The organism is Flavobacterium flavigenum, from assembly GCF_027111255.2.
Classification (GTDB): Bacteria; Bacteroidota; Bacteroidia; order Flavobacteriales; family Flavobacteriaceae; genus Flavobacterium; species Flavobacterium flavigenum.
The window spans coordinates 2,992,719-3,005,286 of the sequence record NZ_CP114285.2; the positions used below are offsets into that span (position 1 = coordinate 2,992,719).

The 12,568-nt window shown below is 35.7% G+C and carries 12 protein-coding genes; 7 read left to right on the forward strand and 5 right to left on the reverse strand.

Annotated features, from left to right (window positions below; genetic code table 11):
- Window position 1 precedes the first annotated feature (1 nt).
- Window positions 2-904 (forward strand): oxygen-dependent coproporphyrinogen oxidase, encoded by a 903-nt coding sequence (gene hemF, locus OZP09_RS12305; protein ID WP_269233996.1) that lies wholly within the window; start codon window positions 2-4, stop codon window positions 902-904.
- Window positions 905-967: 63 nt separating this feature from the next.
- Here the strand turns inward: hemF and OZP09_RS12310 are convergent, their stop codons facing one another.
- The gene (locus OZP09_RS12310; protein ID WP_269233997.1) at window positions 968-2,737 is read right to left on the reverse strand and encodes a hypothetical protein; all 1,770 of its coding nucleotides are present in this window, start codon (window positions 2,735-2,737) and stop codon (window positions 968-970) included.
- A gap of 15 nt (window positions 2,738-2,752) precedes the next feature.
- Complete coding sequence (locus OZP09_RS12315; protein ID WP_269233999.1) at window positions 2,753-3,385, reverse strand: hypothetical protein; 633 nt, start codon at window positions 3,383-3,385, stop codon at window positions 2,753-2,755.
- Window positions 3,386-3,609: 224 nt separating this feature from the next.
- On the opposite strand from OZP09_RS12315, the gene hemB reads away from it, so the two are divergent.
- Together hemB and OZP09_RS12325 are read left to right on the forward strand one after the other, a co-directional pair.
- Window positions 3,610-4,602: a porphobilinogen synthase gene (gene hemB / locus OZP09_RS12320; RefSeq protein WP_269234000.1), complete on the forward strand. Its 993-nt coding sequence runs from the start codon at window positions 3,610-3,612 to the stop codon at window positions 4,600-4,602.
- A gap of 2 nt (window positions 4,603-4,604) precedes the next feature.
- Window positions 4,605-5,015 carry a c-type cytochrome gene (locus tag OZP09_RS12325; protein ID WP_269234002.1) on the forward strand — a complete coding sequence of 137 codons (411 nt, stop codon included), beginning with the start codon at window positions 4,605-4,607 and terminating at the stop codon, window positions 5,013-5,015.
- A gap of 57 nt (window positions 5,016-5,072) precedes the next feature.
- On the opposite strand, the gene OZP09_RS12330 is transcribed toward OZP09_RS12325, so the two are convergent.
- The gene (locus tag OZP09_RS12330) at window positions 5,073-7,133 is read right to left on the reverse strand and encodes a M13 family metallopeptidase (protein WP_281309463.1); all 2,061 of its coding nucleotides are present in this window, start codon (window positions 7,131-7,133) and stop codon (window positions 5,073-5,075) included.
- Window positions 7,134-7,327: 194 nt separating this feature from the next.
- Here OZP09_RS12330 and OZP09_RS12335 point away from each other — a divergent pair, with 194 nt between their 5' ends.
- From OZP09_RS12335 to OZP09_RS12350, 4 genes are all read left to right on the forward strand, one after another.
- Window positions 7,328-7,993: an SCO family protein gene (locus tag OZP09_RS12335; protein WP_269234004.1), complete on the forward strand. Its 666-nt coding sequence runs from the start codon at window positions 7,328-7,330 to the stop codon at window positions 7,991-7,993.
- A gap of 103 nt (window positions 7,994-8,096) precedes the next feature.
- The gene (locus OZP09_RS12340; RefSeq protein WP_269234005.1) at window positions 8,097-8,336 is read left to right on the forward strand and encodes a FeoA family protein; all 240 of its coding nucleotides are present in this window, start codon (window positions 8,097-8,099) and stop codon (window positions 8,334-8,336) included.
- Window positions 8,336-10,435: a ferrous iron transport protein B gene (feoB, locus tag OZP09_RS12345; protein WP_269234006.1), complete on the forward strand. Its 2,100-nt coding sequence runs from the start codon at window positions 8,336-8,338 to the stop codon at window positions 10,433-10,435. Before OZP09_RS12340 ends, feoB begins: the two co-directional genes overlap by 1 nt.
- Before the next feature lie 6 nt (window positions 10,436-10,441).
- Complete coding sequence (locus tag OZP09_RS12350) at window positions 10,442-10,564, forward strand: FeoB-associated Cys-rich membrane protein (protein ID WP_269234007.1); 123 nt, start codon at window positions 10,442-10,444, stop codon at window positions 10,562-10,564.
- Between the two features lie 98 nt (window positions 10,565-10,662).
- Here OZP09_RS12350 and OZP09_RS12355 read toward each other — a convergent pair whose 3' ends face one another.
- Both OZP09_RS12355 and OZP09_RS12360 read right to left on the reverse strand, forming a co-directional pair.
- Window positions 10,663-11,316 (reverse strand): HD domain-containing protein, encoded by a 654-nt coding sequence (locus OZP09_RS12355; protein ID WP_269234008.1) that lies wholly within the window; start codon window positions 11,314-11,316, stop codon window positions 10,663-10,665.
- Between the two features lie 217 nt (window positions 11,317-11,533).
- Window positions 11,534-12,535, reverse strand: a complete 1,002-nt coding sequence (locus OZP09_RS12360; RefSeq protein ID WP_223683282.1) for an acyl-ACP desaturase — start codon at window positions 12,533-12,535, stop codon at window positions 11,534-11,536.
- Window positions 12,536-12,568 lie beyond the last annotated feature (33 nt).

Sequence of the window (12,568 nt, forward strand, 5' to 3'; positions counted from 1 at the left end):
AATGAAAGACAAATTTTATGCCTACATACAAAATTTACAAGACCAGATCTGTGCAGGATTAGAAGCTGTTGACGGAACAACAAAATTCCGTGAAGACCTTTGGAAACGTCCAGAAGGTGGCGGCGGAAGAACACGTGTTATAGAAAATGGAGCCGTTTTCGAAAAAGGTGGCGTAAACATTTCGGCTGTTCATGGAAAACTTCCTGAAACCATGCAGAAGATGTTTGGCGTTGGTGAAGCTGATTTCTTTGCCTGTGGATTAAGTTTGGTGATTCATCCAAAAAGTCCAATGGTTCCGACAGTTCATGCCAACTGGCGCTATTTTGAAATGTACGATGAGTCTGGAAATGTAATCCAGCAATGGTTTGGAGGCGGACAGGATTTAACGCCATATTATTTGTTTGAAGAAGATGCGAAACACTTTCATCAAACCTGCAAAACAGCCTGTGACAAACACAATCCGGAGTTTTATCCAAAATATAAAAAACAGTGTGATTCGTATTTTTGGAATGCGCACAGAAACGAAGCCCGAGGACTTGGCGGTTTATTCTTTGATTACTGCAAAGCAAATGATTCAATGTCAATGGAAAACTGGTACAATTTTGTAACCGAAGTCGGAAACAGTTTCCTTGAAGCTTATGTTCCAATTGTAGAAAGAAGAAAAAACCTTCCTTATACTCAGGAACAAAGAACGTGGCAGGAAATTCGCCGTGGACGCTATGTAGAGTTTAATCTGGTTCATGACAAAGGCACTTTATTCGGTTTAAAAACCAATGGAAGAATAGAAAGTATCCTCATGAGTTTGCCTCCACACGTGCAATGGGTTTACGATCACCATCCGGAAGCTGGAAGCGAAGAAGAAAAACTGATAAAAGTACTCGAAAATCCTGTAGACTGGATTTAACTTTAGAAGAAAATATAAAAAAAGCCCTAAAACATCAATTTTAGGGCTTTTTCTCTTTTTAGATTATTTAGTACTTAATTCTTCAATCATATCCAAAGTCTGCAAAATGATGTTTTTATCTCCGTTGGATGAATTTAGTTTTAACTCAAATTTCAGCTTGTTATCTAGCAGTTTTTTACCGGAATACAACGTAACATCTGTAAACTGCTGTGCTAGTCTGTTCAGGCTTTTTATATCAGAGGGTTTTGCTTCGCCTGAATTAGAATAGGCTGTTACTAATTTATCCATGCTCACTTGGGCAGCAAAATAGTTTTGTTTCAGCTCTTTTTTAACTTCTTTTGAAAACGAATTGTCTTTCGGAAAAATATGATCAATGCTGTTTCCAATAATCACCACATCTTTCTCTTTAAAAATGAACAAATTACCAAACTCCTGAGTTCCTTTTATTTCATAGTAATTTCCTTTTTGAGTCAATCCTTTTTTACGAACGCCTAATTGAATTAGTTTATCCCCAAAAGTCGGGTGTGTTGAAGTAAAAATTACTGAAAATAACGGCACAGTTTTTTTAACCGTTTTTACCACTTCTTTAGACTCAAAATTCTCATCGTACTCATACGTTTTTGTGGTAACTTCTCTTTCTGCCATATCATAAAGAAACATGCTTAAATCTCCGTCGAAAAGCGTTGCTGTAGCTTTTTCATCAATAATGGTCGAAATAAGATCGGTAGCCACGCCAATATCTTCTTTTAGAATATAAGGATTGTTAAAAACCTCAGCAGTCAAAGTCGGAAAACTATTCAGCATTTCCTTCGTATTAAAATGATACGTCAGATAACCGAGTGGCTTTTGGGCAGGAAAATAATTAAAAATGTTTTTATTGGCTTTCCTGTTGCTAATTTTGCTTACTAAATCGGCAATTGGTTTGGAGTATTCGACAATTTCTTCAATTCGTGCATTATCATTATCAAAATAAAAATCGACATTGATACCTTTTACAAAATTTCCCCAGTTTTTCTGACTCGGAAAAAATTTATTATACGTTGTAAATTGTGCCAAAGCCATATACGCCGAATTAAAACCACTCAATGCTGCCCCATAATCAACCCAGCATGAAATGTCGGCGGTTTCATGCACTTTATCTGAAGTCGGGACAGTAAAACCATTTTCAAAAAGCAATTTTATGAATCTGTTTTGACTGATGGCCTGAATGCTGTCAAAAGCAGTCTGTTCTTTTTGGTAATTGCCATAATAATTATCTGAGTAATCTGTATAAGTTGTGTCTATAGAAGATTCAACCGGTACATCAATAACAATATCTGTAGCTTCTACCGCTACTGAATCTACAACAGGTGGAGGTGGTATAGTATAATCATTATAAGAATATTTTTTAGTCAATCCAAAAATGACCAAATGGCTGTCATTCCAGGCCATAGTCGTTTTTTTATCGCTGGAATTATATACAGAATACTGCCCAAAATCTTCAATTAAAGGTTTTGCAACAGAATCACTTTCCTGATCTTTCTTAACTAAGAAATTTTTAATATCGTTTCTGTTTTTAATTGGAATTGTAATTTGATAATACGGAATGCTATCCGAATAATTCCCATGGGCGGTTATTTTCTGATCTAATTTTATAAGGTCTGCATATTGATTGACATCCAGCTTCATTTTGCCATTTTTCAATAGTGAATGATTTAAGACCTCAGCAACACTTACTTTTTTAGAAAGCTGACTTCCGTTAAACTGAATAAAATAATCCTGCTTTTTCGAAAGAGTCTGACTCTGGGTTAAACCATACGTGAATAAAATGAATAAGATAAAAAACTGTTTCATGTGTAAGTATAATGATTATTGAGTTAATTGAATTGTATTGTTCATGAGTGATGATTTTTTAAGGACACTGTACATGCTTTGTTTTAAAAAAACCGTTTTCTTGTTTTTAGACATTTTGCTGTTCGCATTGGATGCCGATAGGATATCACGGTCGAAAGTGTAAATAGATATAATGCTGGCTTTTTCCAGATCTTCCTTTTTCTTTTCGTCTTTAATGAGTTTTTCAGGAATAGGATAGGAAGCCATTCTTTCAAAACTCTTCGAATCTGCTGTAAAATGGATTTGATTCTTTTGCTTGTTCAAAGTATTTATAACTTCGTTCAGTGCTTTCGTATTTTTATAATCTAATTTGATGATAAAAACATATTTGTCAAAATCGGTTTTGGTTGAAACATTTGAAATCCCTTCAATTTTTGATACTTTAGTTTTAAATTCATCCAGTTTCTGACTGATCTCCTGTTCATTTGGGATTTTCACGCCATCCACTTCTTCCAGCCAGATAGCTGATTTAGTTTTTAACCATGATTGGGAAAAGTCAACCATCAGTGTGTATTCGCCACTTTGATCGTCGTGGTGCTTAATTCTTTCTGTTATTTCAAAACAGCTTGTTAAAAGCAGGCAGCAGCATAATGCAAATATTTTCTTCATGTGGGAAATTTAAATTTGAAACACATTCCATAAGAAGATTCTTAATTGAAATTTTTATGAGCGGTACGAATTTAGATAATATTAACGAATTCTCATTCATCCTGAACTCTTTATTTGGACGTTTTTTATTTAACTTTGCGACACTTATTTTAATTTCATTTTTAAAATGGATATGAACTGTTTATAGACAAATATTCCGTTTTAGATTTTATAAAAAACACTCTATGTTCCCATTACAAAGAAACCGCCGTTTAAGAACCAATGAATCTATTCGCTCTTTAGTTCGTGAAACTAGTTTAAGTCCACAGGATTTTATGCTTCCGATGTTTGTTGCCGAAGGAAAAGATGTAAAAGTTGCAATTCCGTCGATGCCCGGAATTTACCGCCATTCATTGGATAACACTATTAAAGAAGTAAAAGAAGCCTGGAATCTGGGAATCAAAGCAGTTAATATTTATGTAAAAGTAAGTGAAAACCTTAAAGACAATAAAGGTGTTGAAGCCTGGAACAAAGACGGTTTAATGCAACAGACTATTCGTGCCATTAAAGATGCAGTTCCTGAAATGATTGTGATGCCGGATGTAGCTTTAGATCCTTATTCAATTTATGGTCATGACGGTATCATAGAAAACGGCCAATTGATTAATGATGCAACGGTTGATGCTTTGACAAGAATGAGTTTGAGCCATGCCGAAGCCGGAGCCGATTTTGTAGCACCAAGCGACATGATGGACGGAAGGGTTTTGGCTATCAGGAAAGCCCTTGAAGAAAATGGACATCACAATGTTGGGATTATGAGTTACAGTGCTAAATATGCTTCTGCATTTTACGGACCATTCCGTGATGCGTTGGATTCTGCACCAGTAGATTCTCAAAATATCCCAAAAGACAAGAAGACTTATCAGATGGATTATGCTAACCGAATTGAGGGAATTCGTGAAGCATTATTAGATGTTGAAGAAGGTGCAGATATTGTAATGGTAAAACCTGGAATGGCATATTTGGACATCGTTCGTGAGGTAAAAAATGCTGTTCATGTACCGGTTGCAGTTTATCAGGTATCTGGTGAGTACGCTATGGTAAAGGCCGCAGCTGACAAAGGGTGGCTGGATCATGACAAAATTATGATAGAGCAACTTTATTGCATTAAGCGTGCAGGAGCTAGTATTATCTCTACTTATTTTGCAAAAGAAGCTGCTTTAATTTTAAACAAATAAAAATGAAAAAACTATTATTTCTAGCCGCATTTTTAGCTTTTGCATCATGTAAAAAAGAGAGTCAGGAACCGTTTGGAAAATCAACAGAAAACAAAACAGAAGCTTATTCTGAAGGCGAATCGGCAGAAATCAAAACTCCTGAAAATTTAGGTAAAGAGATTTTTGAAGGAAAAGGAAATTGCACCTCCTGCCATCAGCCAGACCAAAAAGTAATTGGTCCAAGTATCAAGGAAATCGCCAAAATCTACAAAGACAAAAAAGGCGACATTGTTACTTTTTTGAAAGGAAACGGAGAACCTATTGTCGATCCGGATCAGTTTGCTGTCATGAAAACCAATTTTCCGGTAACGCAGGCTATGTCTGATGAAGAATTAAAAGCTATCGAAACCTACATTTATAGTCACTTGAAATAGATATAAAACAAAAACGGCACTAAATCTTTAGCGCCGTTTTTCATTCTATTTGTTTTCTTACCAGATTTTAACTCTTTTTTCTGGCTCAACATACATTTTATCTCCTTTTTTGATATCGAAAGCATCATAAAAAGCATCAACGTTTTGAATTGGAACAACAGCTCTGTACATTCCCGGAGAATGTGGATCCGTTTTTACCTGACTTTTGAGGGCTTCGTCTCTTGATTTTGTTCTCCATACCGTTGCCCATGAAATAAAGAAACGCTGTTCTGGTGTAAAACCATCAATTAATCCAGGATTTCCATTGGCTTTCAAATACAATTGTAAACCGTCGTAAGCAGCATTGATTCCACCTAAATCCCCAATATTTTCACCTAAAGTAAATTTTCCATCAACATGAATTCCTGGCAGAGGTTCTAATGCACTGTATTGATCTGCCAGTGCACCGCCAAGCGCAGTAAATTGTTTTAAATCATCTGCAGTCCACCAGTCAACAAGATTACCATCTGCATTGAAACGGGCACCTGAATCATCAAAACCATGTGAGATTTCATGACCTATTACAGCACCTATTCCACCATAATTTACAGCTTCATCAGCCTGATAATTATAAAATGGCGGCTGTAGAATAGCGGCAGGAAATACAATTTCGTTATATGATGGATTAAAATAAGCATTTACAGTCTGAGGAGACATTCCCCACTCTGACTTATCAACCGGTTTACCTAATTTATCTAAGTTTTCAGCATAAGCCCATTTCGCCAAATTTTTCATGTTGTCAAAATAAGTTCCGCCTTCAGAAACGTTTTTAAGTTCTAGTTTTGAATAGTCTTTCCATTTATCAGGATATCCAATTTTAATAGTCAGCTTTTTAAGCTTTTCAATTGCTTTTGCTTTTGTAGCTTCAGACATCCATGGCAGTGCATTGATTCTGTTTTCATAAGCAAGCATCACATTCGCAATCATGTTTTTAGCTTTTTCTTTCGCTTCAGCAGGGAACAATTTCTCCACGTACAGTTTACCTAAAGCTTCTCCGGTTGCACCATTGATTACCTGCAAAGCTACTTCCTCACGTGGTCGCTGTTTTAAAGCACCTGTTAACGTTTTTCCGTAGAAATCAAAATTGGCACTTTCTATTTCTGTACTCAATGTTGAAGCTGCTCTGTTTAATGCAGACCATTTTAAATATTCTTTCCAGGCCTCTACTTTCTTTTCAGTAAAAGTTTTTTCTAACGCAATCATGTAACGTGGCTGCGCTACATTAACTGTATCTAATTTTGCCATACCCACTCCGGCAAAGTATTTATCCCACTGAATTGAAGGTGTATCCTTTTTTAAATCGGCAACTGCTGTTGGGTTGTATTGTTTTCTACGGTCTCTTCTTTCAACTCTGTCTAATCTTGGCGCTGACATTTCAATTTCTAAAGCCAGTATTTGTTTGGCACTTTCTTTGGCTTTAGCCGGAGATTCACCAATAAACTGAAGCATTCTGGCAACGTGAACTTCATATTTCTCACGTTTTTCTTTTGAATCTTTATCATCAGAATTATAATAATCTTTATCAGACAATCCTAAAGTTCCCGGAGTTAGAGAAACAGTATTTTTATTACTGTTTTTTGCGTCAGCTCCAACATACACTGCAAAAAAACCTGCTCCGCCCTGTGACTGCATTTCAATCAGATAATTTTGTAAATCGGCTACATTTTTTATAGCGTCAATTTTCTTCAAATAAGGTTTAAGTGGCGTAATGCCTCTTTTGTTTCTTCCAACAGTGTCCAAAATCGTATTAAATAAAGCGATGGCTTTACCCTGATCTGTGTTTGATTTGTACTTCGGATCTTTCGAAGCTTCTTTTAAAATTGCTAACGAATTGTCATCCGTTTTCTGACGCAATTCATTAAAGCTTCCCCAGGCATTTCGATCACTCGGAATTTCGGTTTTATCCAGCCAGGTTCCATTTACATATTGAAAGAAATCCTGTTTTGGGCTAATCTCCTTTTTCATATAAGAAGTATTAATCCCGGGTTCCTTTGGTGTTGTGTTTTGAGCTTCTGCTGTTGCAAATGAAAGCATTGCAGAAAAAGCATAAAACATTGGTGTAGTAAGCACTTTTTTCATTTATATTTAACTTTTTAGAGTTTCTGCAAACATATTGCTAATATCCGAATCCCTATGTTAAAAATTCAGCTAATAATTTATTAAAGATTGTTTTTCAATTAATTTACTCACCTATAGTTGAATTCAGTGTTAAAAAAATGCATAACGAAACATTTTAAAAAGCCCTTTTTGTATTTTTGCGCCAAATTATTTTTATGAAATCTCTCCTTTACAAATACCGAAAATTCTTCATCATCTTAGGAGTGTTTTCAGCAATCACCATTACGCTGTTTTATTTTGCTTTAAAACCTCAAAAAACATTACCAATTTATAATCCGGCTGATGTAAATCCGGAATTGGTTGATAGCACAATTCAGTATAAAAGTAAATACCACACAATTGCTGATTTTTCGTTTGTAAACCAAAACGGGGATACTATTACTCAGAAAAACTATGAAGGAAAGATATATGTTGCCGATTTCTTCTTTACTACCTGTGGATCAATCTGCCCAAAGATGACGACCAATCTGGCTGATGTACAAAAAGCGGTTTTAAATAATCCGAAGGTGATGTTACTTTCACATACCGTTTTTCCTGAAACAGACAGTATTCCGGTTCTAAAAGCCTATGCCATAAAACACGGAGTCGTTGACAGCAAATGGAATCTGGTTACCGGCGATAAAAAAGAAATTTATACAATGGCCAGAAAATCTTATCTGGCAGTAAAGCTTGGAAGACCTGATCAGCTTTATGATATGGTACATACAGAAAATTTTGTCCTGGTAGATCAAAAAAGACGTGTTCGCGGATTTTATGACGGAACCGATAAAGAAGACATGAAACGTCTTTTGGAGGATATTGATTTCTTATCCCAAGAGTAAGATCCTTGATTTTTAGAAACATTTAGCATATTCAAAAGCATTAATTGCCTTTAAATAAATAATAATTACCTATTTTTGCAATCTAAATTCAATCTAAATAAGCTTGCAAAGTACTATCCATACCCTTAAAAAAGGCGAAAAAGCCATTATCAAAGATTTTGATATCGATTTGATTCCTTTAAAATTGTTAGAGATGGGTTGTTTGCCGGGCAGCCTGGTCGAATTACTTCAAATTGCTCCTTTCGGGGATCCTCTATATTTAGACATTAACGGCTCACATGTTGCCATCCGTGTTGAAACCGCTCGTGAAATTGAAGTTGAACTGATCAAAAACAATTTATAATGAGCATTCAGAATATCAATGTTGCCCTTATCGGGAATCCAAATACAGGAAAGACTTCAGTTTTTAATCAGCTTACAGGTTTAAATCAACAGGTAGGGAATTATCCGGGAATTACTGTTGAGAAAAAAATGGGTTTTTGCAAACTTCCGCATAACATCAAAGCCAATATTCTGGATTTGCCCGGAACGTATAGCCTGAATGCCAGCTCCATGGATGAAAGTGTTGTCATTGAACTTTTGCTAAACAAAAACGATAAATTATATCCCGATGTTGCAGTTGTTGTAACAGATGTAGAAAATCTGAAACGAAATCTACTGATTTACACTCAGATAAAAGACCTTGAAATTCCGACAATCCTGGTCATCAATATGTCGGATCGTATGAAAAGTAAAGGCATTACGCTTGATATCCCGTATTTAGAAGAAAAACTGAAAACTAAAATTGCATTGGTGAGTTCACGCAAAGGTTTTGGAATAAATGAGCTAAAGGAATTAATTGTTTCTTATAAAACGATTCCGAATGAACCTTGTTTGAATGCTTCGGTTATTGACACTGCTTATTTTGAAAAATTGCAGCATGCATTTCCAAATCAGCTATTGTACAAATTGTGGCTTGTTATTACGCAGGACGTCAATTTTTCAAATTTAGATCGTAATGAAATCCGAAGTACTTTTACCAAATCACATTCCGAATTAAAACGTCTTCAGCAAAAAGAAACTATCAAACGTTATCAGTTTATAAATGATGTTTTGAAAGAAGGTTTAAAAGTTGATGCATCGATGGCAAAAGACATCAGGGCAAAACTGGATCGTGTGCTGACCCATAAAGTTTGGGGTTATGCTATTTTCTTTGCCATTTTATTTTTAATCTTCCAATCGATATTTAGCTGGTCAACCATTCCGATGGATTTTATTGACAGCACTTTTGCTTCTTTAAGCAGCTGGGTTGCCAAAGAACTGCCTAGCGGTATCTTAACTGATTTGCTTTCGCAAGGAATCATTCCGGGAATTGGCGGCGTTATTATATTTATTCCGCAGATTGCATTTCTGTTTCTTTTCATCTCAATTCTTGAAGAAAGTGGATACATGAGCCGTGTAGTATTCCTGATGGACAAAATCATGCGTAAATTTGGCCTTTCAGGAAAAAGCGTTGTACCCCTGATTTCAGGGACAGCCTGCGCTATTCCGGCGATTATGGCAACCCGAAATATTGAAAACTGGAAAGAGCGTTTAATCACGATTTTGGTTACGCCTTTCACGACCTGCTCAGCAAGATTACCGGTCTATGCGATTATCATTTCATTGGTAATTCCAAAACAACGTATTTTAGGCATACTAAATCTTCAGGGATTATCATTGATGTTGCTGTATCTGTTAGGTTTTGGAACTGCAATCCTGTCAGCTTATATTCTGAATAAAGTTTTAAAACTGGAATCCAAAACCTATTTCGTTGTCGAAATGCCCAGTTATAAACTACCGCTTTTCAAGAACGTTGGAATCAATGTTGTAGAAAAAACAAAAGCATTTATTGTGGGTGCGGGTAAGATCATCCTTGCGATATCGGTTATTTTATGGTTTTTAGCCTCATACGGACCTGGAAAAGAATTTAATGAAGCAGAAAATATCGTTAAAGAAAGATTTGTCAATACAACCCTGACAGAAACTGAATTTGAAAACGAAGTAGCTTCTCAAAAACTGGAGAATTCCTATATCGGATTAATGGGAAGAGCGATCGAACCTGCCATTCAGCCTTTAGGTTACGACTGGAAAATCGGAATTGCCTTAATCAGTTCGTTTGCAGCCCGTGAAGTTTTCGTAGGAACACTTGCTACCATTTACAGTGTGGGCGATACGGATAATGAATCAACTATAAAAAGCAAAATGCAGGCAGAAGTACGTCCTGATACCGGAGGAAAAGTCTTTAATTTTGCAACCGGAATCTCATTATTGCTGTTTTATGCGTTTGCCATGCAGTGTGCAAGTACATTGGCTATCACAAAGAAAGAGACAAACTCATGGAAATGGCCGGCAATGCAATTGGGCTTTATGAGTGCATTTGCTTATCTGACCGCTTTAATAGCCTATCAAATTTTAAAATAACGAGTCATGATTCAGGAAATTATAGCATTTGCCATATTAGGACTCGCAGTTGGGTTTCTGATTAAAAAATTCTTCTGGAAGTCTAAAAAGAAAAAAGACTGTGGAGATGGAAATTGTGGCTGTTCTTAGGAGATTTCGCAGAGATTCACAAAGAAAAAAAAGCTTCACAAAGTTTAAACTATGTGAAGCTTTGTGCCTTCTTAGCGTAACTTTGTGGAATAACTAAATTACTTCACTCCCTCCCATTCTGCATAAAACTGAGCCAGGAAGGTTTCCATAAAACGGTGTCTTTCTTCAGCAATTTGCTTTCCTGTTTCTGTATTCATTTTATCTTTTAAGAGCAAAAGCTTTTCGTAAAAATGATTTATCGTAGGAGCATTGTTTTTTTTATATTCATCTTTAGTCATATTGGTTACAGGTACAATTTCAGGATCATACATGGCCCTGTTTTTGAATCCGCCATAATTAAATGCCCTGGCAATGCCAATAGCACCAATAGCATCTAAACGATCTGCATCCTGAACAATATCCAATTCGACAGATGAAAACTTCTTTTCGAAATTCCCGCCTTTGTATGAGATATTTTCAATGATATTCACAACATGCTCAATAATATCTTCAGTTATATTTTCAGATTCTAAAAACAAACGTGCCGTTTTAGGACCAATAGTTTCATCACCGTTATGAAATTTGCTGTCGGCAATATCATGAAGCAAAGCCCCTAACTGAACTACAGTTAAATCGCAATCCGTACTTCCGGCAATCAAAAGAGCATTTTTATACACTCGTTCAATATGAAACCAGTCATGTCCACCTTCGGCATTATTAAGTTTTTCTTTTACAAATTGAATTGTTTTATCTATTAGAGCTGAATTATTCATACTATTTCAAACTTAACTTTATACTTTCTTTTTTTAATGCTAAAAAGGATTTTTGGTTGAACCTTCATTTGGTCTTTATTTAAAAAATTGACCTGAAATATTAAAAAAATGTTGATTGTCAAAGATTTAAAAACTTCAACAATCAACATTTTATATGGCTTATTTTTTAAACGCAACAAAATTGCATTTTAAAAAAAGTAAGTTTTTTTTATTTAAATTATAATCTCGCTGGTTCAACCCATTTGAAAATATGCGATTCTTTTGGGATTACAATTCTTTCAGAGATTCTTGCCATACGAGCCGGTAATTTCATTAAATATTCTCGGGCTTTTTCTGCTTCATCTGTTAAATTAGAAATCTTATCAATTTCCCACTTATCAATTAATTTCTGAAGTATTTCAACATAATCTGTTGCAGTATAAACTCCGATTCGCTGAGCAGAATCTGAAAATTGTTCGAAAGCCGAACTAATCTTTTGACCTGATTCTCTTAAGAAATGCGCAGGCATAACGATTTTTTGCTTCATCATGTATTGAAACGCCAGCATCATTTCGCTCGGATCAACCTGAAAAATGCGATTTACAAATTCACTATATGCATGATGATGGCGCATTTCGTCGCCAGCAATCATTTTACACATTTTAGATAACTTTTTATCGCCAAAATTTTTAGCTATTTGAGATACCCTGTTGTGGGAAACATACGTTGCTAATTCCTGAAAACTTGTGTACACAAAGTTTTTATAAGGATCTCTTCCTGTTCCAATATCAAATCCATCGTTGATCAAATGTTGTGTTGTCATTTCGATTTCACGCATGTTCACACGGCCAGACAAATACAGGTATTTATTTAGCAAATCACCATGACGGTTTTCTTCGCCGGTCCATTGCTTTACCCATCTCGCCCATCCGTTACCGCCATTTTCAACCTGATCTACCTGATCCACCCCTTCTACATCCATGAGCCAGGATTCATATGTTGGCAGGGCTTCTTCAGTAATTGTATCACCAACAAGTGTTACCCAGAAATCATATGGAAGTTCTTTGGCAATTTCACGCAATTCCTTTACCTCTTCAAAAAAATTTTCTCCCTGAGAATTAGGCAGGAAATCTGTTGGCTGCCAAATTTTTTCAACCGGAATTAAATACTGTTCAACGAAGCTTTCCACGTTTTTTTCCAAAAACTGCATTACTTCTAATCTAATGTTTTTTATAGACATTACTTTATTAAAATTTGGATTTAAGCCTGGTTA

Excerpts from the sequence above, each read along its gene's own strand:
- OZP09_RS12335 (WP_269234004.1), top strand. The coding sequence starts at position 7,328 with ATGAAATCTCTCCTTTACAAATACCGAAAATTCTTCATCATCTTAGGA.
- OZP09_RS12355 (WP_269234008.1), bottom strand. The coding sequence starts at position 11,316 with ATGAATAATTCAGCTCTAATAGATAAAACAATTCAATTTGTAAAAGAA.
- OZP09_RS12330 (WP_281309463.1), bottom strand. The coding sequence starts at position 7,133 with ATGAAAAAAGTGCTTACTACACCAATGTTTTATGCTTTTTCTGCAATG.
- hemB (WP_269234000.1), top strand. The coding sequence starts at position 3,610 with ATGTTCCCATTACAAAGAAACCGCCGTTTAAGAACCAATGAATCTATT.
- feoB (WP_269234006.1), top strand. The coding sequence starts at position 8,336 with ATGAGCATTCAGAATATCAATGTTGCCCTTATCGGGAATCCAAATACA.
- hemF (WP_269233996.1), top strand. The coding sequence starts at position 2 with ATGAAAGACAAATTTTATGCCTACATACAAAATTTACAAGACCAGATC.
- OZP09_RS12325 (WP_269234002.1), top strand. The coding sequence starts at position 4,605 with ATGAAAAAACTATTATTTCTAGCCGCATTTTTAGCTTTTGCATCATGT.
- OZP09_RS12315 (WP_269233999.1), bottom strand. The coding sequence starts at position 3,385 with ATGAAGAAAATATTTGCATTATGCTGCTGCCTGCTTTTAACAAGCTGT.
- OZP09_RS12350 (WP_269234007.1), top strand. The coding sequence starts at position 10,442 with ATGATTCAGGAAATTATAGCATTTGCCATATTAGGACTCGCAGTTGGG.
- OZP09_RS12310 (WP_269233997.1), bottom strand. The coding sequence starts at position 2,737 with ATGAAACAGTTTTTTATCTTATTCATTTTATTCACGTATGGTTTAACC.
- OZP09_RS12360 (WP_223683282.1), bottom strand. The coding sequence starts at position 12,535 with ATGTCTATAAAAAACATTAGATTAGAAGTAATGCAGTTTTTGGAAAAA.